Source organism: Actinomadura madurae, from assembly GCF_900115095.1.
GTDB lineage: Bacteria > Actinomycetota > Actinomycetes > Streptosporangiales > Streptosporangiaceae > Spirillospora > Spirillospora madurae.
Map to the genome: position 1 here is coordinate 12,852 of NZ_FOVH01000033.1, position 21,328 is coordinate 34,179.

Consider the following 21,328-nt stretch of genomic DNA (forward strand, 5'->3'; position numbering starts at 1 on the left):
TACGTACGACGTGGCCGATAGCGCCTTGCGCAACTTTGACATATTTCCGCCACATACACCCTGAATTCGCCGCATTCGGGAGGCGGGACCGCGGCCCCGCCGAGCCGCCCCAGGTAGATCGCCACTTGCCAGGAGGGGCCGGGCTACGTATCTTGTCGATGTATCGAGCCGATACATTCGCTCGATACATCGGATCGAGACATCGGCTCTGCGGAAGAGGGACCGGGATGGCTGCCAAGAAGGGCGCGGGCGTGCTGGAGCTCGCCGTGCTCGGGCTGCTGCACGAGTCCCCGATGCACGGCTACGAGCTGCGCAAACGGCTCAACGCCCTGCTGGGCATGTTCCGCGCGTTCTCCTACGGCTCGCTCTACCCGTGCCTCAAGCAGCTGCTCGCCAACGGGCTGATCATGGAGGACCGGCCGGAGGAGCCGAACCCGCCACTGGCACTGCAGAGCCGCCGGTCGAAGATCGTCTACAAGCTCACCGCCGACGGCAAGGAGCGCCTCCAGCAGCTCCTGACCGAGGCCGGTCCGGCGTCGTGGGAGGACGAGGGGTTCGGCGTGCACTTCGCCTTCTTCTCGCACACCCGCGCCGACGTCCGGCTGCGGATCCTCGAAGGCCGGCGCAGCCGGCTGGAGGAGCGCCTGGAGAGCGTCCGCGCCGCCCTGGCGCGAACGCGCGAGCGGGTCGACTCCTACACCCTGGAGCTGCAGAACCACGGGCTGGAGTCGGTGGAGCGCGAGGTCCGGTGGCTCAACGAGCTCATCGGGCGCGAGCGTGCCGAGCAGGAACAGCAAGCACAGTCAGCTAAGCGAATTGATCAGGACATGCCTCGGGACGAGGGCCGCTGAACAACGAGCGGCCCGGCGCCTTCGGGGGCGGGTGAAACACCACATGTTCCGCAACAGAGAAGGAGCAACCGGATGGGTTCGGTGCGCGTAGCCATCGTGGGTGTGGGCAACTGCGCCTCTTCGCTCGTCCAGGGTGTCGAGTTCTACAAGGACGCGGCCCCCGACACGCGAGTCCCCGGCCTGATGCACGTCCAGTTCGGCGACTACCACGTGGGCGACGTCGAGTTCGTGGCGGCGTTCGACGTGGACGCCAAGAAGGTCGGGATGGACCTGTCCGAGGCCATCCACGCCAGCGAGAACAACACCATCAAGTTCGCCGACGTGCCGCCGACCGGGGTGACCGTCCAGCGCGGGCACACGCTCGACGGCCTCGGCGAGTACTACCTGGACATGGTCGAGGAGTCCGACGCCAAGCCGGTCGACGTGGTGCAGGCGCTGAAGGACGCCGAGGTGGACGTCCTGGTGTCGTACCTGCCGGTGGGCTCGGAGGAGGCCGATCGCTTCTACGCCCAGTGCGCGATCGACGCCAAGGTCGCGTTCGTGAACGCGCTGCCGGTGTTCATCGCCAGTGACCCCGAGTGGGCGCAGAAGTTCACCGACGCGGGCGTGCCGATCGTCGGCGACGACATCAAGTCGCAGGTCGGCGCGACGATCACGCACCGCGTCATGGCCCGGCTGTTCGAGGACCGCGGTGTCGAGCTGCTGCGCACGTACCAGCTCAACTTCGGCGGCAACATGGACTTCATGAACATGCTGGAGCGCAAGCGGCTCCAGTCCAAGAAGATCTCCAAGACGCAGTCCGTCACCTCGCAGATCCCGCACGAGATGGCCAAGGCGGACGTGCACATCGGCCCGTCCGACCACGTGCCGTGGCTGGACGACCGCAAGTGGGCGTACGTGCGGCTGGAGGGCAAGTCGTTCGGCGACACGCCCCTCAACCTGGAGTACAAGCTGGAGGTCTGGGACTCCCCGAACTCCGCCGGCGTCATCATCGACGCGGTCCGCGCCGCCAAGATCGCCAAGGACCGCGGCATCGGCGGCCCGATCCTGTCGGCCAGCTCCTACTTCATGAAGTCGCCGCCCGAGCAGTACAACGACGACCAGGCGCACGACGCGGTGGAGAAGTTCATCCGCGGCGACGTGGAGCGCTGAGCCCTGAGAGTCTGATCACAAAGTTCCCAAAGGACGCCCTGGCAGTGGACATCCCACTGTCAGGGCGTCCTTACTTCTGTGAGAAAACGGTGATGTACCGGCCCTTTGTCACGCTCTGGCCCTACTGTGACACCGCCGGTTACTGCGCGCCAGGTGCCGAAGCTTCGAGGTGGGGAACGTGATGGCACGCGAGATGTTCAAGGTGACGGTGGGGCTGGCGGGCCTCGTGATGGGGATCGCCGGGTGCGCGGGAGGGGGTGACGACGCCTCCGCGGACGGCGCCTCCCGCCAGGGCGGCACGCTCCGCGTCATCGGCTCGTCCGACGTCGAGCACCTCGACCCCGCGTCGGTGTCCAGCGTCGGCGCGTACGGGCTGGCGCGCACCTTCGCCCGGACGCTGTTCGGAACGCGCGCGTCCAACGACTTCCAGGAGACGATCCCCGTCCGGCCCGACGTCGCCGTCCGCCTCCCCACGCGCGAGAACGGCGACATCTCCAAGGACCGCCGCACGTACACGGTGCGGCTCCGCGACGGCGTCCAGTGGAACACGAGCCCGCCGCGCCCGGTCACCGCGCCCGACTTCGTCCGCGGCTTCGAACGGCTCTGCAACCCGGCGTCGCCGTCCTCCGGCAAGGGCTACTACCTCTCCACGCTCAAGGGAATGGACGAGTTCTGCCGCGGCTTCGGCTCCGTCGACGCGAAGAACGCCGGGGCGATCGCCGCCTACCAGCGCGACCACGACATCGAGGGCGTCAGCGCCAAGGACGACAGGACGCTCGTGTTCAAGCTGAAGCGTCCCGCCAGCGACTTCCTCAACCTGCTGTCGCTGCCGTTCACCGCCGCCGCGCCGAAGGAGTACGACGCGTACGTCCCGGACGGCGCCGAGTTCCGGCAGCACACGATCTCCAACGGCCCGTACCAGATCACCGAGTACCGTCCGGGGCTCTCGTACGTGCTCTCCCACAACCCGGCCTGGCGGGCGGCGAGCGACCCCCTCCGCGAGCGCCACGTCGCCAAGATCCGGATCACGCTCGGGCAGGACTCGCCGGAGACCGTCCAGCAGCAGATCGAGCAGGGCGTCGCCGACCTCGCGTGGGACCAGCCCGTCCCGACGTCCGCCATCCCGGACCTGCGGGACGACCCGCGCTTCGCGATCAGGGAGACGCCGAACAACAGCCCCTACCTCGTCTTCAACCTGCGCAGCCCCAACAACGGCGGCGCGCTCGGCGACCGGGCCGTCCGGCAGGCCCTGGAGTACGCCATCGACCGCAGCGCCCTCATCAAGATCGTCGGCGGGCCGTCGGTGGCGAAGCCACTGCACACGGTGATCCCGTCCGGCAACGCCGGATACGCCGCCCTGAACCACTACCCGACACCCGGCGAGTCCGGCGACCCGGCCAAATGCCGCGAACTGCTCGGCAAGACGCGGTACTCCGGGCTCGAACTGAAGTTCCCGTACCGGACGAACAGCGTCCACAAGCTGATCGCCCAGTCCATCGCCGAGAACCTCGCCGCCTGCGGGGTCAAGACGGAACTGACCGCCGACTCGGGCGGCTCCTTCTACTCCGGCACCCTCTCCGTCCCCGCCCGCGCCCGCGAAGGCGCCTGGGACATCGCCGCCCCCGGCTGGGTGCCCGACTGGTACGGCAACAACGGCCGCTCCATCGTCCAGCCGCTCTTCGACGGCCGCACCTACGGGCAGAACTCCACCAACTACGGCGGCTACGACAACCCGCAGGTCAACGCCCTCATCGACGCCGCCCTCACCGCCCCCGACGCCGAACACGCCGCCGGCTACTGGCAGCAGGCCGACCAGAAGATCATGGAAGACGCCGCGATCGTCCCCCTCCTCGACCGCGCCCAGACCCTCTTCCGCTCCTCCCGCGTCCGCAACGCCCGCTACCTCCCTACCACCGCCGCCTACGACTACACGGTGTTGTCTTTGCAGTAAGTGACGGGCGCAGGGCCTAGCGGCCCGGCACCCGTCACTAACTGCCGGCGGGCGGATTTGGGGGGTTGGGGGAGGACGTAGGGTGATCGGGTGGAAGCGGGTGAGTTGCGGGGGATCTTGCGGGGGCGGGATTTTCGGCGGCTCTACGGCACGCGGCTCGCGTCGCAGTTCAGCGATGGCGTCTTCCAGGTGGCGCTGGCCGGGTACGTGTTCTTCTCGCCCGAGCGGCAGACGACGGCCACGAAGGCCGCGGCGGCGTTCGCGGTGACGTTGCTGCCGTACTCGGCTCTCGGGCCGTTCGCGGGCGTGTTCATCGACCGGTGGCAGCGGCGGCAGATCCTCGTGTGGACGCCTGTAGTGCGCGCTGTCTTGGTGCTTCTTGTCGCGGCCCTCGTCGCTGCGGGGCAGGACGGGCTGGGGTTCTTCCTCGGCGTTCTCGTCGTGCTGGGGGTCAACCGGTTCTTTCTCGCGGCGCTGTCCGCTGCGCTGCCGCACGTGGTGCGGCGGGATCAGCTGGTGACGGCGAACGCGTTCACGGTGACGTCCGGGACGGTCATCGCGTTCGCCGGCGCGGGCGTCGGCTACCTGCTGCGGCGGCTGTTCGGGTCCGGGCACGACGGGACGGCGTCCATCCTCGTGGTCGCGGCGGCGTTGTTCCTGCTGGCGGGGGCGACGGCGACGACGCTGCCGAGGCGGCTCCTCGGTCCGCACCCGGCCGAGGACGCCCTGCCGGGGGCGCCGCGGGCGGAGCTGCCCCGGACCGTGGAGGCGCTCGGCGGCGTCCTGTACGGGCTGGCGGACGGGGCGCGGCACATCGCGCGGCGGCCCCAGGCGGCGCTGGCGCTCGGCGCGATCTCGTTCCACCGGTTCCTGTACGGCATCGTCCTGATCATGACGCTGCTGCTGTGCCGGAACCACTTCGCCGACGACCCCGACCGAGGGCTGGAGACGTTCGCGCTGATGCTGGGCGTGTCCGGCGCCGGGTACTTCGCGGCGGCACTGATCACGCCGCCGGTGGTGCGGCGGATCAGCAAGCAGGCGTGGGTGGCGTGGCTGCTCGCCGGGGCGGCGCTGAGCCTGCTCCTTCTGGGGACGCCGTTCGCGGAACGTCCGTGGGCGGCGGGTGCCTTCCTGCTCGGCGTGGTGTCACAGGGCGTGAAGTTGTGCGTCGACACAACGTTGCAGGAGGGGATCGAGGACGCCTACCGGGGCCGGGTGTTCGCCGTCTACGACATGCTGTTCAACGCGACGTTCGCCGCGGCGGCCGCTGCCGCCGCCACCTGGCTGCCCCCGGACGGCCGCGCCACCGTCACCCTCCTCGCGGTGATCGCCGCCTACGCCGCGGGCGCCGTCGCCTACCGGACGGCCGCGTCCCGCATGCGCCGGCCGGCCCACGCCCTGCGCTGACCTCAGAGCGATTCGGCGATCGCGCGGAGCGCGGCGGCGATGTGCAGGACCTCGTCGTCGGTGCAGACGTAGGGCGGCATCGTGTAGATCAGTTTGCCGAAGGGACGGAGCCAGACGCCGTGCGCCATGGCGGTCTCCTGGACGGACGCGACGTCCACCGGCTCCCGCGCCTCCACCACCCCGATCGCACCGAGGATGCGGACGTCCGCCACCCCCGGGAACGCGGCGGCGCCGTCGAGTTCGCTGGTCAGGGTCGCCTCGATGGTGTCGACCTCGTCCCGCCAGTCGCGCGAGAGGAGGAGGTCGATGGACGCGGACGCGACGGCGGCGGCCAGCGGGTTGGCCATGTACGTGGGCCCGTGCATGAGGACGCCCGCCTCGCCGGACGTGATGCCGTGCGCCACCCGGTCGGTGCACAGCGTCGCCGCCATGGTCATGTATCCGCCGGTCAGGGCCTTGCCGAGGCACATGATGTCGGGGACGACCTCGGCGTGGTCGCAGCCCCACAGCTCCCCCGTCCGGCCGAACCCGGTGGCGATCTCGTCCAGGATCAACAGCAGGCCGTGCTCGTCGGCGATGTCGCGGAGGGCGCTCAGGTATTCGGGCGCGTAGAAGCGCATGCCGCCGGCGCCCTGGACGATCGGCTCGGCGATGATCCCGGCGAGCTCGCCCGCGTGCTCGGCCGCCAGCCGGGACAGCTCGTCCAGGTACGCCGCGTCGGGGTCGGCCGAGTACCCGAGCGGGGGCTGCGGCGCGAACACGTGCTTGTCGAGGATGTCACTGAACAGGTGGTGCATCCCGTTCACCGGGTCGCAGACGGCCATGTCGCCGAACGTGTCGCCGTGGTACCCGCCCCGGACGGTGAGGAGCCTGCGACGCTCCGGACGCCCCTGCGACCGCCAGTACTGCAGCGCCATCTTGATCGCGACCTCGACGGCCACCGAGCCGGAGTCGGCGAAGAACACCTTGGTCAGCGGCTCCGGGGTGATCTCCAGGAGTTGCTCGGCGAGCCGGACGGCCGGCGGATGCGTGAGCCCGCCGAACATCACGTGCGCCATCTTGCCGAGCTGCCCGGTGACGGCGGCGTTCAGCTTCGGGTGGTTGTAGCCGTGCACGGCCGCCCACCAGGACGACATGCCGTCGATCAGCTCGGTCCCGTCCGCGAGGGTGAGCCGCACCCCGTCCGCCGAGACGACGGGCAGGGCGGGCACCGGCGCGGGCATCGGGGCGTACGGATGCCAGATGTGCTCGCGGTCGAACTCCGCGATCCGCTCGGCCTCGCGGGGGCTCATCCGCCCCAGCTGCAGCGGGATCACGCGTCGCCGCCGGTGGTGATGCCCTCCTCGGCGGCCCAGGCGCGCAGGGCGTCGGCGGCGGCGTCCTTGCCGATGAGGCCGCGGTCGAGGCGGAGGTCGAGGAGGAAGCGGTAGGCGCGCCCGACGAGCGGGCCGGGGGTGATGCCGAGGATCTCCTGGATCTCGTTGCCGTCGATCTCCGGGCGGATCGCGGCCAGCTCCTCTTCCTGCGCCAGGCGCTCGATCCGCGCCTCCAGGTCGTCGTAGGTGCGGCGCAGCCGGTCGGCCTTGCGCTTGTTGCGCGTGGTGCAATCGGCGCGCGTCAGCTTGTGCAGGCGGCTGAGCAGCGGCCCGGCGTCGCGGACGTAGCGGCGGACGGCCGAGTCCGTCCACTCGCCGGTGCCGTAGCCGTGGAACCGCAGGTGCAGCTCGACGAGGCGGGACACGTCGTTGATGACGTCCTTCGGGTAGCGCAGCGCGGTGAGCCGCTTGCGGGCCATCTTCGCGCCGACGACCTCGTGGTGGTGGAACGACACCCGGCCGCCCGGCTCGAACCGGCGGGTCTTCGGCTTGCCGATGTCGTGCAGCAGCGCCGCCAGCCGCAGGATGAGGTCGGGGCCGTCCTCCTCCTGGGCGATCGCCTGCTCCAGGACGATCAGCGAGTGCTCGTAGACGTCCTTGTGCCGGTGGTGCTCGTCGATCTCCAGGCGCAGCTTCGGCAGCTCGGGCAGGACGTGCGCGGCGAGGCCGCTGTCGACGAGCAGCGCCAGGCCCTGCCGCGGGTACTCCCCGCACAGCAGCTTGGACAGCTCGTCCCGGACCCGCTCGGCCGACACGATCTCGATGCGGCCGGCCATGTCCTTCATCGCGCGGACGACGTCCGGGGCGACGGTGAAGCCCAGCTGCGAGGCGAACCGGGCGCCGCGCATCATCCGCAGCGGGTCGTCGCTGAAGGAGTCCTCGGGGAGGCCCGGCGTCCGCAGCACCTTGCGCCGCAGGTCGGTGAGGCCGCCGAACGGGTCGGTGAACTCGCGCCCGGGGAGCCGCGCCGCCATCGCGTTCACGGCGAAGTCGCGGCGGCGCAGGTCCTCCACGAGGGACGTCCCGTACGAGACCTCCGGCTTGCGGGACTTCGGGTCGTAGGACTCGCTGCGGTAGGTGGTGATCTCCAGCTCGACGCCGTCCTTGCGGAGGCCGATGGTGCCGAAGTCGATGCCGATCGTCCAGTGCGCGTCCGCCCAGCCGCGGATGATCTCCAGGGTGCGCTCGGGCGGCGCGTCGGTGGTCAGGTCGACGTCCTTGGTGGGACGGCCCAGCAGCGCGTCCCGGACGGGCCCGCCGACCAGTGCCAGCTCGTGACCGGCCGCGGCGAACCGGGCGCCGAGGTCGTCGGCCACGGGCGCGATCCCGCGCAGCAGCTCGGCGATCGCGGTGCGGCGCGAGGACTCTGGGGTCACGTTCTGGTCAGGCACGGCCATCGAGCGTATTTCCTTGGTTGACGGGCTGACAAAGGACTTTCTGGCGATCCACGGGGGTTCGGGCGGGAGTACTTTCGGGGGCCGAAGGAGGACGTGGCCCTTCCCATGCCGCGATCCCCGGGTTACGTTGCGGACACCCCGATGACGCCTGCGCGACCCGGAGAGCCCCCCGCACGACAACGGTAGCGGGATCCGAAAGGCCACGGTCCGCCGCACCTGCGGATGAGGCGCATCGTGAGGGTTTTACGTGATGTATGACGCGGGTTAGATCGGTCGTTTCGGGTATGTGGGGATTTCCCCCGCAGAGTGCGAAGCACGGGGACACAGCGAACCACGTTCCGGGTGTGAGCGGGGAGACCCCCCGCGGGATGGAGCCGAACATGAAGGACGCTCTCGTCATCCACCGCGCGCTGCTCGAATGGGAGGCCGTGCACGAGATCGTGCGGCTGCCCGTCGCGATGGGGAACGCGGACGAACTGCCGAAGGCGCTCGGCCTCCCGGCGGACCGGTGCCTGGTGACGCGCGTCTACTCCTGCGAGGACGCCCGCGGCCGGCCCTTCCTGACCGGCGTGCTCGTCCCGGCCGGGCGGCGGCCCTCCGCGGAGGCCGTGCGGCTCGCCGCCGGCGCCCGCACCGTCCGCCCCGCGCGCGCCGACGTCGTCAACGCCGTCACCGAGTACGCGGCGGGCCTCGTCTGCCCGCTGCTCCTGCCGGACTCGGTGACCCTGCTGATCGACCACCGCCTCACCGACCGGCTGCCCGCCGACGACGTCGTCTACACCGCGACGGGCGAGGCGTCCACCGCGCTCGGCATCCGGGCCGGCACCCTGTTCGCGCTCTGCCACGCCAAGCCCGCCGACCTCCTCTCCCCGCCGCCCGCCCGCGCCCCGAACCTCGACCGCGCGGCCACCTGAGCCTTCCCGGGAACCGGTGCGCGGGGCCCGGCGCGCGGGGCACTGCATCTAGACTCGACGCCGTGGTGCGGGAAATCCATGCCCGCCGTCCCGAAGCCGCCTGCACGGTGCCGGACGGCCCCCGGGCGGACGCGGAGTGAGAGCGGGCGCGGCGTGAGGACGGTCCAACGCGTGGCGGCGCTGGCCGCGCTGCTGCCCTGTCTCGCGATGGCGGCTCCCGCCGCCCTGGCGCCCCCGGCCGGTGCCCGGCCGCCGACCCGGGCGCAGGCGCTCGCCCGCGCGCAGGTGGCGCTGGCGCTGACGAAGGTCACCCCCAAGACCGTCGGCGAGAACTCCAAGATCGAGATCTCCGGGGTGGCCAAGAACCGCACCGACGGCCAGCTGCCCGGCCTCACCCTGCGGCTGCGGTACAGCGCGCAGCCCGTCACCAGCCGCATCCAGCTCGACCAGATCGCGAAGGGCCAGCCGAGCGCGCTCCCCAACGTCGGCCCGCAGCAGCCGCTCGCGGAGGCGGCCGGGCCCGGCGTGAAGCAGAACTGGACGTTCCGCACCAGCGCCAGGCAGCTCGGGCTGCGCGCGCCCGCCGGCACCCCCGGCGTCTACCCGGTGGGCGTCGAGGTGCTGAACTCCGCCCAGCAGGTGGTCGGCGGCCTGACGACCTTCCTGACCCTCATGCCGAAGCAGCGCCGCTTCAAGCCGGTGGCGGTCGGCTGGATCGTGCCGCTCATCGACCGGATGCACCGCACCAACGACCAGACCTTCATCGACGACCGGCTCACCACGGACCTGTCGCCCGGCGGCCGGCTCCGCCGGCTCGTCGACGCCGCGGCCGGCACCAACACCCCTCTCACCTGGGCGATCGACCCCGCGCTGCTGGACGACGTGCAGCGGATGGCGGCCGGCGACTACTACGTCCGGGCGCCCGGCGCGAAGAAGGCCACGCGCAAGGAGAAGAGCCGGGTCGCGGCGGAATGGCTGACGTCCCTGAAGAACGCCTCCAAGGGCGACCCCTACTTCGTCCTCCCGTACGGCGACCCCGACGTCACCGCCCTCGTCCGCCGCAAGACGACCCGCGACATCGGCACCGCGTTCGACCAGCGCAACACCGGCGTGGTGGCGCAGATCCTCGGCCGGGCGCCCGACGCGCACGTCGCCTGGCCGGCCGCCGGCGCCGGCGGGCCCGGCACGCTCGACCAGCTCGCCAAGTACGCGCTGAAGGACGGCGGGACGTTCCTGATGAACAGCTCGCAGTTCCAGAACCCGGCGAACGGCGCGCAGCCGAACGCGGCCAGCGCGCTCCAGACCCACCTGGGCGTCAAGAAGACGCTCATCTTCGACCAGACGATGAACCAGATCGTCAGCGACGGGGCGAGGTCGGCGTCCGGGGCCCTGCTCAGCGAGCAGCGCTTCCTCGCCGAGACGGCGGTGATCGCGGGGGAGGCGCCGAACGCCCAGCGCACCGTCGTCGTCGCCCCCGACCGGTACTGGAACCCCGCCGACGGCCTCGCGAAGAGCCTGCTGAGCTACACCAAGGGCGCCGCCTGGCTGCGCGAGGTGCCGCTGCGGAAGATCGAGTCGACCGCGCCGCAGCAACGCGTCTTCAACGGCTACCCCGACCCCTACCAGCGCTACGAGCTCGGCGACGCCCACCTCGACCACACCCAGGCGATCGCGGAGCGGGCGGCGGCGTTCCGGGCCGTGATGACCGGCCCGGTCAAGATCTCCTACGAGCGGGCCGTGCTGCGCATGGAGTCGGTGGCATGGAGGTCCTCCCCGGGACGCGCCAAGCGGGCGCGCAACGAGCTGGAGAACGAGCTCAAGTGGGACATGCGCAAGGTCCGCGTCGTCACCACCAAGAACAAACGCGTGCTGATGGGCGGCAGCTCCGGCCGGCTGCCGGTCCTCGTCGAGAACACGCTGCAGGACCAGGCGGTGGCGGTCAGGCTCGTCGTGACCTCGGAGAACACCGCGAAGCTCCGGCTCGGCGGGCTGGACCCCGACGACGCGCTGATCGAGCTCCGGCCGGGCGAGCGCGCCCAGCGATGGATCCCGGCGCAGGCGGCCGGCAACGGCAACTTCAAGGTCAACCTGGAGCTGCAGATCCCGGAGTCGCGCGGGCGGACGTACGGCAGCGGCGAGAGCATCGCCGTCACCGTCACCGGCTACGGGCGTATCGCCCTGCTCATCACGGGCGGCGGACTTGCCGTACTCTTCGTGGGCGTCGGAGTGCGGGCCATCAGAGCGAGGCGCCGCCGGAAAGCGGAGGCAGCCGGTGACGGACCGACCGGAATGGGATCGGCAGGGCCAGGGGAACCAGGGGACGGGTTCCCCGGTTCCGGGCTCTCAGGGGCCGGGATACCCGCCGCCGAATTCCCCGGGGTATCCGGGTCAGGGCCATCCCCAGAGGCCCCGCCCTCCCCAGGGCCCTCCCCAGGGCCCCCCGCAGGGCCCGCCGCAGGGCCCCCCGCCCCAGGGACCTCCTCCCCAGGGTCCCCCGCCGCCCCGCCCGCCGGACCGGGGACGCCCGGCCCAGCCGCACCCGGGCCCGCCGTACCAGAGCCCCCGGCCTCCGCAGGGATACCCGAGCCCGCCGCCGACGGGCAGGCCGCCCGGCGCGGCGAGCACCGCCGCCGAGACGGCGATTGACCTGCCCCTCCCCGGAGGCGGCTCCCCCGTCGCCGACACCACGATCGTGGACACGCCGGGCCCCGGCGGCTCAGGTGACTCCGGCGGTTCCGGGAAGGGCGCGTCCGGCATCCTGCGGTCCGGCGCGATCATGGCGGTGGGCACCCTCGCGTCCCGCGTCACCGGCTTCCTGCGCACCGCCGTCATCGTCGCGGCGCTCGGCACCGGGCTGCTCGCCAACGCCTACAACACCGCCAACACGATCCCCAACCAGATCTACGACCTGCTGCTCGGCGGCATCCTGACCAGCGTCATCGTCCCGCTGCTGGTCCGGGCGAAGCAGCGCGACCAGGCCTACGGCGAGCAGTACGAGCAGCGCGTGTTCACCCTCGCGGTGATCGGCCTCGGCGCCCTCACCGTCGTGTCGGTGCTGCTCGCGCCGCTGTTCATCAGCGTCCTGGCGGGCAGCTACACCGGCGACCAGCGCGAGGTCGCCATCCTGTTCGCCCAGTTCTTCCTGCCGCAGCTGTTCTTCTACGGCGTCGGCGCGTTCGCCGGCGCGATCCTCAACACGCGCGGCAGCTTCGGCGCGCCGATGTGGGCGCCGGTCCTGAACAACATCGTCGTGATCGCCATCGGCGGCGCGTTCCTCGCGATCACCACCGGCCGCGTCGACCCGTCCTCGATCTCCGACGGGCAGATGCTGCTGCTGTCGGTCGGCACCACCGGCGGGATCGTCCTGCAGACGGTCGCGCTGTGGCCGTCGCTGCGCCGCGTCGGGTTCCGGTGGCGGCCCCGGCTGGACTTCCGCCGCGGCGAGATCGGCGAGGTCGGCAAGATGGCCGGCTGGACGCTGCTGTACGTCGTCGCCACCCAGGCCGCGCTCGCCGTCGTCACCGCGCTCGCGAACCGGGCCGGGAACCTCGCCGTCGACGAGGGCCTCGGCGAGGGCTACGGCTACACCCCCTACTTCAACGCCTACCAGCTCTTCCAGCTCCCCTACGCGATCGTCGGGGTGTCGGTGATCACCGCGCTGCTGCCGCGGATGAGCCGGTTCGCCGCCGAGGGCAAGACCGCCGACGTCCGCGCCGCGTTCTCCAGCGGCCTGCGGCTCTCCTCGGTGATCATCATGCCCGCGGCGGCGCTGATGCTGGTGCTCGGCCCGGAGATCACCACGGTGCTGTTCGCGCACGGCAACACCTCGTCCGACGACGCCCTGGTGATCGCGCGGGTCATGCAGATGTTCGCGATCGCGCTCGTGCCGTTCTCCATCTACCAGCTGATGCTGCGGGTCTTCTACGCCCACGGCGACACCCGCACGCCCGCCCTCGTCGGCCTCGTCGTCACCACGTCCAACATCGTCATGGCGTTCACCGCCTACAACGTCCTCGACGTCAAGTGGATCGTGGTCGGCATCGCCGGCGGGTTCGCGATCACCAACCTGGTCGGGACGATCACCTGCTGGCTGGTGCTGCGGCGCAAACTCGGCGGCATCGACGGCCGCCGCATCGTCGGCGGCCACCTCAAGCTCCTCGTCGCGATCTGGCCGCTCGTCGGGTTCGCCTACGCCGCCCACACCGTCGCAGACGCCCTCGCCGGCACCGACACGCTGCTGCCGGCACTCGCCACCCTCGTCGCCGGATCCGTGGGCGGCGGGCTGCTCTACGTGTTCTTCGCCAAGCTGATGCGGGTCGAGGAGATCCAGACCACGCTCGCCACGTTCGCGCGGCGCCTGCCGGGTCGGGCAAAGTAAAAGGACGCGCGGCGATAAGACGGGCCACTGGTGCGAGTAACCACTACCATGTGGGGGACTACGGCTTGCGGGGCGACACCCTGGGGAACGCAAAGAGGAGGGTCGGAGGCGTAAGCTGCCACGCCACGAACATGGGATCTGACCACCTGTGCAGGACGTTGCCGTGAGCACGTCAGTCATCGAGCCCGGCACACGTCTCGCCGGCCGCTACAGGCTTGAGAAGCGCATCAGCGACTCGGGCGGATCGTCGCTCTGGAAGGCGATCGACGAGATCCTCGCGCGGGCGGTCGCCGTCCGCACCTTCGACCCCGAATTCCCCCGGATCGCCGACGCCGTCACGTCCGCGCGCTCCGCCAGCCGGCTCACCGACCCCCGCCTCACCCAGGTGTTCGACGCCGACGACTCCGGCGAGAGCGCCTACATCGTCAGCGAGTGGGTCGCCGGCGAGACGCTGGAGGGCATGCTCGGCAAGGCCCCGCTCGAACCGGGCCGCGCCGCGACGCTGCTGTACGAGGCGTCCGAGGCGATCTCCGCCGCGCACGCCGCCGGCCTCTCCCACCTCTGCCTCACCCCCCGCGACCTCGTCTGGACGACCGGCGGCACCGTCAAGCTCCTCGGCGTCGCGATCGACGCCGTCCTCGGCGACCGGCACTCCGACGACCCCGCCGCCGAGGACGTCCGCGGCCTCGGCCGGATGCTGTACGCGGCGCTCACCGCCCACTGGCCCGGCGACGAGGACGGCTCCGGCCTGCCCGCCGCCCCCGAGGCCGACGGCGTCCCGCACGCGCCCCGCCAGGTCCAGGCCGGCATCTCCCACGCGATCGACGCGATCGTCTGCCGCTGCCTCGGCATCGGCACCGCCGAACCGCTCGCCGCCCCCGCCGACCTGGCCAAGGCGCTGCGCGGCGTCCCGCGCACCCCGCTGCCGCTGTTCGCGGGCCTCGGCCACGCGTCCCCCGCGTCCCCCGCGTCCACCCCGCCCCGGCGTCCCGCCACCCCGTCGACGGCGGCGACGACGCAACCGCACCGGCCGCCCGCGCCCGAGGCGTCCACGCCCTCGCACGTCCCGCCGCCGCGGTCGCGTGCCCAGCGGCACGCCGCCCCGCCTCCGCCGCCGGCCGCCACGTCCACCCGGACGAGCCCCGCGCACGGGCACGGCGCACCGAAACGTCCCGCCAACCGGGCCCTCCTCGGCGTCGCGGCCGCCGCGCTGACCGTCATCGTCGGCCTCGGCGCCTGGGCGCTGTCCAGCAACAGCGGCGGCGACGACCCCAAGGACGGCGGCGTCACCGACAAGGGCAAGACGAGCGCTCCGGTCACGCCGTCCGTCGCGAAGCTCACCCCGCAGAACATCGAGCCCGCCGAGCTCCGCACCGCCGCGGGCAACGGCGACGACACGATCGGCAAGCACCTGTCCACGCTGACCGACGGCAAGGCCTCCGGCCAGTGGGAGACGCAGAGCTACAACGGCGCCGACTTCGGCAGGCTGTCCAAGGGCCTCGGCGTCCTGCTCGACATGGGCAAGCCCGTCAAGGTCGCCGACGTCAAGATCCACTCCCCGGTCACCGGCGGGACGCTCCAGGTGCGGGTCGGCGACTCCAAGACCCCGACCGCCCTGCAACGGGTCGGCGAGCAGGCCCCCAACGGCGGCGAGATCACCATCACCGCGAACCCGCAGGCCACCGGCCGGTACGTGCTCGTGTGGTTCACCCAGCTGCCCGGCGGGCCGTTCAAGGGACGGCTCGGCGAGATCACCGTCTACGGCGAGGCGGGCTGATCGTCTCTCGCCCGTCACCTGAGCTGTGACGTGGAGCGGCGCATGTCTGTATCGTGCCTGTGAGCACTTTACTTTGTCCCCTCGTCCCCAGGAATCCTTGGTGCCTACCTCAGCAGCCGGTCGAGGACGTCCGGCGCCGGCCTGGCGTCCCGAACGAGAAAGCGGTCGCTCATGACGTCGGTGAGCATGCGTCGTGTCGACGAGGTGCCCGACAAGGAGCTCCTCGCCCGGCACACGCCCAGGGGGACCCGCACGCCTTCGCCGAACTCGTCCACCGGCACCGCGACCGGATGTGGGCGGTCGCGCTGCGGACGCTCGGCGACCCGGAGGAGGCCGCGGACGCGCTGCAGGACGCCTGCCTTTCGGCGTTCCGCGCGGCCGGACGGTTCCGCGGCGACGCGGCCGTCACCACCTGGCTGCACCGCATCGTCGTCAACGCCTGCCTCGACCGCATCAGGCGCAAGTCCGTCCGCCCGGCGACGCCGATGGGCGACGACGCGACGTTCGACGCCGTCGCGCCCAAGATGCCGGACCCGACCGACGCGCACGGCGTGTCCCTCGACGTCCACACCGCCCTGGAGCAGCTGCCGTTCGAGCAGCGCGCCGCCCTCGTCCTCGTCGACATGATGGGCTACTCCGTCGACGACGCCGCGCAGGTGATGGAGGTCCCACCCGGAACGATCAAGAGCCGGTGCGCGCGGGGTCGCGCCAGGCTCGCCCCCCTTCTCGTCCACCACCGGAACCGACGGGAACGCAAAAACGTCGGAGGTGTGGAAGGAGGTGGCATGCCCAAGTGAACCCCGCACACCTTGACTACGACGTCTTGGCCGACCTGGCCGAGGGACTACTCGAAGACGACGAAGCCGCCTCCGTCAACGCGCACCTCGACACCTGCGCCGACTGCCGTGAGCTGTCCGCCGACCTTGCGGACGTCTCCCGGATCCTGGCGGAGGCACCCGTGCCGTCCATGCCCGCCGAACTGGCCGAGCGCATCGACACCGCCATCGCGGCGGAGTCGATGCACACCGCCACCGTGGTGAGCCTGGAACAGCGGCGCGGAAGGCGGCATTGGCGGATACTGTCGGCGGCCGCGGCGGCGGTGATCGTGGTCGGCGGCGGAGCGACCGTCGGCAAGATCGCGCTCGACGGCGCGAACGGCACCGACGGGGCGGCCCGGCACCCGGCCCAGGACCGCGCATCGGGCGAGGCCCCGCCGGGTGTGAACCCGAAGGTGGCGGCCCCGGAGCCGGCGTTCAAGGTCGCTCACAGCGGCACCGACTACCGTTCCGGGACTCTCGGCGACCAGGTAGGCCAGGTCATCGGTGGCGAGCAGGAGCTCCGCGCGAGCGCCGCACCCCCCGACGCCCGTCTCCGGGGATGCGTCACGAGCGTCGCCAACAAGCAGTCGCTCCAGCTGGTCGACCAGGCGAAGTACGACGGGAAACCGGCGATCGTCATCGCCGTGAAGGGCGACAAGCCCGGCAAGCACAACATCTGGGTCGTCGGTCCCGACTGCACCGCCCAGAACCACCATCTGCTGAAGAAACTCACCAACGCCTGACGCAGGCTTCACACATATCCGAAGGCCATGGACGCCCCGACCGCCGTCCATGGCCTTCCCTCTCACCACCTCCGGCCGGGGGTGTTCCGCTCGCGACGCGCACCAGGCGCCAAGCACCGCACCAACCCCACGCCCAGGCACCGCGTCAGGCACCGCGTCAGGCACCAGCAGACCGAATACTCGGGGTGCTGGGGGGTGGGCCCGGTCGTGCGGGGGCGGGTCGGTCAGAGGGTGGCCAGGAAGTCCAGGGCGATCGTCCAGGCGCGTTCGGCGGCGTCGGCGTCGTAGTCGGGCAGGTCCGGGTCGGTGAACAGGTGGCCGGCGCCCCGGTAGCGGAAGACCTCCACGTCCGCGCCCGCCTTGCGCATCTGCAGGTACCAGGCGTTCAGCCAGTCGACGGGCTCCCACGTGTCGGGGTCGGCGACGTGCAGCTGCACCGGGACGTCGGTGGACGCGCCCTCCGCGATGTCGGACGTGCCGTGCATCAGCAGCAGCCCGCCGGCCTTCTCGTCGGCGAACGCGAGGTTCTGGGCGATGGAGCCGCCGAGCGAGAACCCCGCGTAGACGAGCCCGCCGTCGCCCATCAGGGGCGCCGCGGCCGCGACCCCGCGCCGCAGCAGCTCGTCCCGTCCGATCTCCTCCTTGATCTCGATCCCGGCCTCGGCGTCGTCGACGACACGCCCGTCGTAGAGGTCGGGGACGTGCACCTCGTGCCCGGCCGCGCGGAGCCGGTCGGCCGCCTGGTGCACCGCGGGCCGCAGCCCGTACATCGAGTGGAGAAGCAGGATGCGTGCCATGGGCCACACCCTAGAGCAGCCCTGAACAGCGCCGGGCGGGCCGGCGCGCGGCCGGTCCCCGCGTGCCGGGAATCCTCGGGCCCTAGGATCGGTTGACGCGACTGGTAGGCCGGACGTGCGGCACCGGCGGCCAACGAGGAGAGGCAAGAACTGTGAGCGACGTCCGTAACGTCATCATCATCGGGTCCGGTCCCGCGGGCTACACGGCCGCCATCTACGCGGCTCGCGGCGACCTGAAGCCACTGGTGTTCGAGGGTTCGGTGACGGCCGGCGGTGCGCTGATGAACACCACCGACGTGGAGAACTTCCCCGGGTTCCCCGACGGGATCATGGGTCCGGACCTGATGGACAACCTGCGCAAGCAGGCCGAGCGGTTCGGTGCCGAGCTCGTCACCGACGATGTGACCGAGGTGGACCTGACCGCCGACCCCAAGGTCGTCAAGGTCGGGGACGAGACCTACCTCGCCCGGACGGTGATCGTCGCGACCGGCTCCGGCTACCGGGAGCTGGGCCTGCCGGACGAGAAGCGGCTCTCCGGACGCGGCGTCTCCTGGTGCGCGACCTGTGACGGCTTCTTCTTCCGCGAGCAGGACATCGCCGTCGTCGGCGGCGGTGACACCGCGATGGAGGAGGCGATCTTCCTGACCAAGTTCGCCCGCTCCGTGACGGTGATCCACCGGCGGGACGAGCTGCGCGCGTCCAAGATCATGCAGGATCGGGCCTTCGCCAACGAGAAGATCCAGTTCCTGTGGGACAGCGAGGTGGCGGCGATCCACGGTGACGACCGCGTCACCGGCGTGACCGTCCGCAACACCAAGACCGGCGCGGAGTCGGAGCTGGAGCTCACGGGCCTGTTCATCGCGATCGGCCACGACCCGCGCAGCGACCTGTTCGCCGGGCAGCTGGAGACCGACACCGACGGCTACCTGCTGGTCGACGCTCCGACGACGAAGACCAAGATCCCCGGCGTCTTCGCCTGCGGCGACGTGGTCGACCACATCTACCGCCAGGCGATCACCGCGGCGGGCAGCGGCTGCGCGGCCGCCATCGACGCCGAACGCTGGCTCCAGGACCAGGACGCCGCCGAGACCGTCCCGCAGGCCTGACCCACCACCGCGAGGCAGGGCGGACCCCGCCCGCCGACCGGCCATGCCCACCACAGGACGGACGAGCCGCATCGCGGGCGGGGGAAGGGTCCCGCCCGCGCGAGAACAGAGGGAGAAACATGAAAGCCGTGACCGACGCCGACTTCGCGACCGAGGTCCTCGAGAACGACAAGCCGGTCCTCGTCGACTTCTGGGCGGAATGGTGCGGCCCGTGCCGGATGGTGGCGCCGATCCTGGAGGAGATCTCCAAGGAGCACGGCGACAAGATCGAGATCGTCAAGCTGAACATCGACGAGAACCCGAAGGTGCCGCAGCAGTACGCCGTCATGCAGATCCCGACGATGAACGTCTACAAGGGCGGTGAGGTCGTCAAGCAGATCATGGGCGCCAAGCCGAAGGCCGCCCTGCTGAAGGACCTCGCCGACTTCATCTGAGCCGCCTCCCGTCTCCCGCGGCGAGCGCGAAAGCGTGTGGCCCGCACTCCGTCCGGAGTGCGGGCCACACGTCGTTCAAACCGGCTCAGATCGCCTCAGACCGGCCGCAGTGCCCCTTCGGGAGTCATGGAGCCCAGGAGCCGTTCGAGCGCCACCTCGACGTCCTCACGCCACGACAGGGCCGACTTCAACTCAAGGCGCAGCCGCGGATAGCGGTGATGCGGCCGGACGGTCTTGAACCCCACCGACAGCAGGTAGTCGGCGGGCACCATGCACCCGCCCTCCTCGCCCTTGAGGTCGCCGAACGCCTCGATCGCCTTCACCGTGCGGCGCGTCAGGTCCTTCGCGACGCCCTGGACGAGCATCCGGCCGAGGCCGCCGCCCGCGAACTCCGGCAGGATGTGCGCGGTCATCAGCAGCACCGCGTCCGCGCTGACCGGACTCGTCGGGAACGCCACCGAGCGCGGCACGTACAGCGGCGGCGCGTACATCACGAACCCCGCCGGGACGTTGTCCACGTACACGATCTTCCCGCAACTGCCCCATTCCAGGAGCGTCGAGGAGATCCACGCCTCCTTCTCCAGACCGGCGTCCCCGCTGTCCTGCGCCCGCTCCCGGCTCACCGGGTCGAGTTCCCAGAACACGCAGCCGCGACAGCGGTGCGGCAGATCACCGAGATTGTCCAGCGTGATGTTGACGAGACGACGCGACACCGGGTCGGCACCCCCTGCTGCGATCCTCGCCCGTCGGGCCTGGAACCCGTGGCGGCGGAAGTTCCCGGCAACCTTCCGGGACCCGCGGGCATCGTATCGGACAGGAGTTTCCCCAACCCCGCGGCTCGCCACACCCGCGGGCGTCGCCGCGATGACCATGGCGTAGTTTGCAGGGAAGCCATTTCCACCTCGGAGGTGCCTCGTGGAACAGCACTCGCGTTCAGATGCCTACGCCGATCGCTACGCCGCCCGTGCCGCCGGCATGGTGCCGTCCGAGATCCGGGCTCTGTTCGCGATGGTCGCCCGTCCCGAGGTGGTCTCGCTGGCCGGCGGGGCGCCGTACGTGTCGGCGCTCCCCCTCGACGCCGTCGGCCAGATGGTCGGCGAGCTCGTCGCCGGCAAGGGCGCCGAGGTGCTCCAGTACGGCTCCGCCCAGGGGGACGAGCTGCTCCGCGAGCACATCTGCGAGGTGATGTCCCTTGAGGGCGTCCACGCGTCCGCGGAGGACGTCGTCGTCACGGTCGGCGCGCAGCAGGCGCTCGACCTCATCACCAAGATCTTCATCGATCCCGGGGACGTCATCCTCGCCGAGGCCCCGTCCTACGTCGGCGCGCTCGGCACGTTCGCCGCCTACCAGGCCGACGTCGTGCACGTGCCGCTGGACGAGGGCGGCCTCATCCCCTCGGCGCTCCGGGAGACCCTGTCGCGGCTGAGTCGCGAAGGCCGGCGGGTCAAGTTCCTCTACACCGTCCCGACGTTCCAGAACCCCGCGGGGGTCACGCTCACGACGGCCCGGCGCGCCCAGGTCCTCGAGATCTGCGCCGAGTACGACGTGCTCGTCATCGAGGACAACCCGTACGGCCTCCTCGGCTTCGACGGCGAGCCGATGCGGGCCCTCCGCGCGGACGACGCCGAGCGCGTCATCTACCTGGGGTCGTTCTCCAAGACGATCGCGTCCGGCCTGCGCGTCGGCTGGGTGCTGGCGCCGCATGCGGTGCGGGCCAAGCTCGTGCTGGCCGCCGAGTCCGCGATCCTGTGCCCCTCGAACTTCTCGCAACTCGCCGTTCGCGAGTACCTCGCCACCCAGCCGTGGCGGGAGCAGATCAAGGACTTCCGCGAGCTGTACCGGGCCCGCCGTGACGCGATGCTGGAGTCCCTTGACCAGCTGATGCCGGCCGGTTGCACCTGGACGCGCCCCGCGGGCGGTTTCTTTGTCTGGGTGACACTTCCGGAAGGCCTCGACGCCAAGGCGATGGCGCCGCGGGCGATCGCCGAGCGGGTCGCCTACGTCCCCGGCACCGGCTTCTATGCGGACGGTACCGGGCACCGGCACATGCGCCTGTCCTACTGCTTCCCGGAACCCCACCGGATCCGCGAGGGCGTCCGCCGCCTCGCCGGCGTGGTGGAGCAGGAGATCCAGCTCCGGAACACCTTCGGCGGCGCGGTCGGCGACACCTCCACCGGCGTCCAGGCACCGGGTCCGGACGTCGTCTGACCGTTTCACGTGAAACACG

General features: G+C 71.2%; 16 protein-coding genes and 1 pseudogene. 13 read left to right on the top strand and 4 right to left on the bottom strand.

The window, feature by feature from the left end; genetic code table 11:
- Positions 1-227: 227 nt before the first annotated feature.
- The 4 genes from BM339_RS46045 to BM339_RS46060 all read left to right on the top strand — a co-directional run bounded on the left by BM339_RS46045 (position 228) and on the right by BM339_RS46060 (position 5,361).
- Positions 228-851 carry a PadR family transcriptional regulator gene (locus tag BM339_RS46045; protein ID WP_021596997.1) on the top strand — a complete coding sequence of 208 codons (624 nt, stop codon included), beginning with the start codon at positions 228-230 and terminating at the stop codon, positions 849-851.
- 72 nt (positions 852-923) lie between these two features.
- Entirely contained in the window at positions 924-2,003 is a 1,080-nt protein-coding gene (locus tag BM339_RS46050) for an inositol-3-phosphate synthase (RefSeq protein WP_075024952.1), read from the top strand.
- A gap of 181 nt (positions 2,004-2,184) precedes the next feature.
- Positions 2,185-3,954 carry an ABC transporter substrate-binding protein gene (locus BM339_RS46055; RefSeq protein ID WP_256255870.1) on the top strand — a complete coding sequence of 590 codons (1,770 nt, stop codon included), beginning with the start codon at positions 2,185-2,187 and terminating at the stop codon, positions 3,952-3,954.
- Positions 3,955-4,044: 90 nt separating this feature from the next.
- On the top strand, positions 4,045-5,361 hold the full coding sequence (locus tag BM339_RS46060) for an MFS transporter (RefSeq protein WP_024936620.1): 1,317 nt from the start codon (positions 4,045-4,047) through the stop codon (positions 5,359-5,361).
- A gap of 2 nt (positions 5,362-5,363) precedes the next feature.
- On the opposite strand, the gene BM339_RS46065 is transcribed toward BM339_RS46060, so the two are convergent.
- Entirely contained in the window at positions 5,364-6,677 is a 1,314-nt protein-coding gene (locus tag BM339_RS46065) for an adenosylmethionine--8-amino-7-oxononanoate transaminase (RefSeq protein ID WP_083598574.1), read from the bottom strand.
- Positions 6,674-8,134 carry a CCA tRNA nucleotidyltransferase gene (locus BM339_RS46070; protein WP_021596992.1) on the bottom strand — a complete coding sequence of 487 codons (1,461 nt, stop codon included), beginning with the start codon at positions 8,132-8,134 and terminating at the stop codon, positions 6,674-6,676. Before BM339_RS46070 ends, BM339_RS46065 begins: the two co-directional genes overlap by 4 nt.
- Before the next feature lie 380 nt (positions 8,135-8,514).
- Here BM339_RS46070 and BM339_RS46075 point away from each other — a divergent pair, with 380 nt between their 5' ends.
- The 6 genes and pseudogenes from BM339_RS46075 (at position 8,515) to BM339_RS46100 (ending at position 16,764) form a co-directional block, all read left to right on the top strand.
- Positions 8,515-9,048 (top strand): aminoacyl-tRNA deacylase, encoded by a 534-nt coding sequence (locus tag BM339_RS46075; RefSeq protein ID WP_021596991.1) that lies wholly within the window; start codon positions 8,515-8,517, stop codon positions 9,046-9,048.
- Between the two features lie 171 nt (positions 9,049-9,219).
- Entirely contained in the window at positions 9,220-11,694 is a 2,475-nt protein-coding gene (locus BM339_RS46080; RefSeq protein WP_075024953.1) for a DUF6049 family protein, read from the top strand.
- 46 nt (positions 11,695-11,740) lie between these two features.
- Complete coding sequence (gene murJ / locus BM339_RS46085; RefSeq protein WP_256255872.1) at positions 11,741-13,426, top strand: murein biosynthesis integral membrane protein MurJ; 1,686 nt, start codon at positions 11,741-11,743, stop codon at positions 13,424-13,426.
- Between the two features lie 163 nt (positions 13,427-13,589).
- Positions 13,590-15,203, top strand: coding sequence for a protein kinase family protein (locus BM339_RS46090; protein WP_024936616.1), 1,614 nt, complete (start codon positions 13,590-13,592; stop codon positions 15,201-15,203).
- Between the two features lie 171 nt (positions 15,204-15,374).
- A pseudogene (gene sigM / locus BM339_RS46095) lies at positions 15,375-16,000 on the top strand (RNA polymerase sigma factor SigM).
- The gene (locus BM339_RS46100) at positions 15,997-16,764 is read left to right on the top strand and encodes an anti-sigma factor family protein (RefSeq protein WP_021600292.1); all 768 of its coding nucleotides are present in this window, start codon (positions 15,997-15,999) and stop codon (positions 16,762-16,764) included. Before sigM ends, BM339_RS46100 begins: the two are co-directional and overlap by 4 nt.
- A 224-nt stretch (positions 16,765-16,988) precedes the next feature.
- Here the strand turns inward: BM339_RS46100 and BM339_RS46105 are convergent, their stop codons facing one another.
- Entirely contained in the window at positions 16,989-17,561 is a 573-nt protein-coding gene (locus tag BM339_RS46105; RefSeq protein WP_075024954.1) for a dienelactone hydrolase family protein, read from the bottom strand.
- Positions 17,562-17,713: 152 nt separating this feature from the next.
- Here BM339_RS46105 and trxB point away from each other — a divergent pair, with 152 nt between their 5' ends.
- The gene (gene trxB, locus BM339_RS46110) at positions 17,714-18,667 is read left to right on the top strand and encodes a thioredoxin-disulfide reductase (RefSeq protein ID WP_021598156.1); all 954 of its coding nucleotides are present in this window, start codon (positions 17,714-17,716) and stop codon (positions 18,665-18,667) included.
- A 119-nt stretch (positions 18,668-18,786) separates the two neighbouring features.
- Positions 18,787-19,101 (top strand): thioredoxin, encoded by a 315-nt coding sequence (gene trxA / locus BM339_RS46115; RefSeq protein ID WP_024936614.1) that lies wholly within the window; start codon positions 18,787-18,789, stop codon positions 19,099-19,101.
- Positions 19,102-19,196: 95 nt separating this feature from the next.
- Here trxA and BM339_RS46120 read toward each other — a convergent pair whose 3' ends face one another.
- On the bottom strand, positions 19,197-19,814 hold the full coding sequence (locus BM339_RS46120) for a hypothetical protein (RefSeq protein ID WP_021598158.1): 618 nt from the start codon (positions 19,812-19,814) through the stop codon (positions 19,197-19,199).
- Between the two features lie 262 nt (positions 19,815-20,076).
- Between BM339_RS46120 and BM339_RS46125 the strand changes: the two genes are divergently transcribed.
- Complete coding sequence (locus BM339_RS46125; protein ID WP_024936613.1) at positions 20,077-21,309, top strand: aminotransferase class I/II-fold pyridoxal phosphate-dependent enzyme; 1,233 nt, start codon at positions 20,077-20,079, stop codon at positions 21,307-21,309.
- The last annotated feature ends 19 nt before the right edge of the window (positions 21,310-21,328 follow it).

Excerpts from the sequence above, each read along its gene's own strand:
- BM339_RS46050 (WP_075024952.1), top strand. The coding sequence starts at position 924 with ATGGGTTCGGTGCGCGTAGCCATCGTGGGTGTGGGCAACTGCGCCTCT.
- BM339_RS46070 (WP_021596992.1), bottom strand. The coding sequence starts at position 8,134 with ATGGCCGTGCCTGACCAGAACGTGACCCCAGAGTCCTCGCGCCGCACC.
- BM339_RS46125 (WP_024936613.1), top strand. The coding sequence starts at position 20,077 with ATGGTGCCGTCCGAGATCCGGGCTCTGTTCGCGATGGTCGCCCGTCCC.
- BM339_RS46045 (WP_021596997.1), top strand. The coding sequence starts at position 228 with ATGGCTGCCAAGAAGGGCGCGGGCGTGCTGGAGCTCGCCGTGCTCGGG.
- BM339_RS46055 (WP_256255870.1), top strand. The coding sequence starts at position 2,185 with ATGGCACGCGAGATGTTCAAGGTGACGGTGGGGCTGGCGGGCCTCGTG.
- BM339_RS46075 (WP_021596991.1), top strand. The coding sequence starts at position 8,515 with ATGAAGGACGCTCTCGTCATCCACCGCGCGCTGCTCGAATGGGAGGCC.
- BM339_RS46105 (WP_075024954.1), bottom strand. The coding sequence starts at position 17,561 with ATGGCACGCATCCTGCTTCTCCACTCGATGTACGGGCTGCGGCCCGCG.
- trxA (WP_024936614.1), top strand. The coding sequence starts at position 18,787 with ATGAAAGCCGTGACCGACGCCGACTTCGCGACCGAGGTCCTCGAGAAC.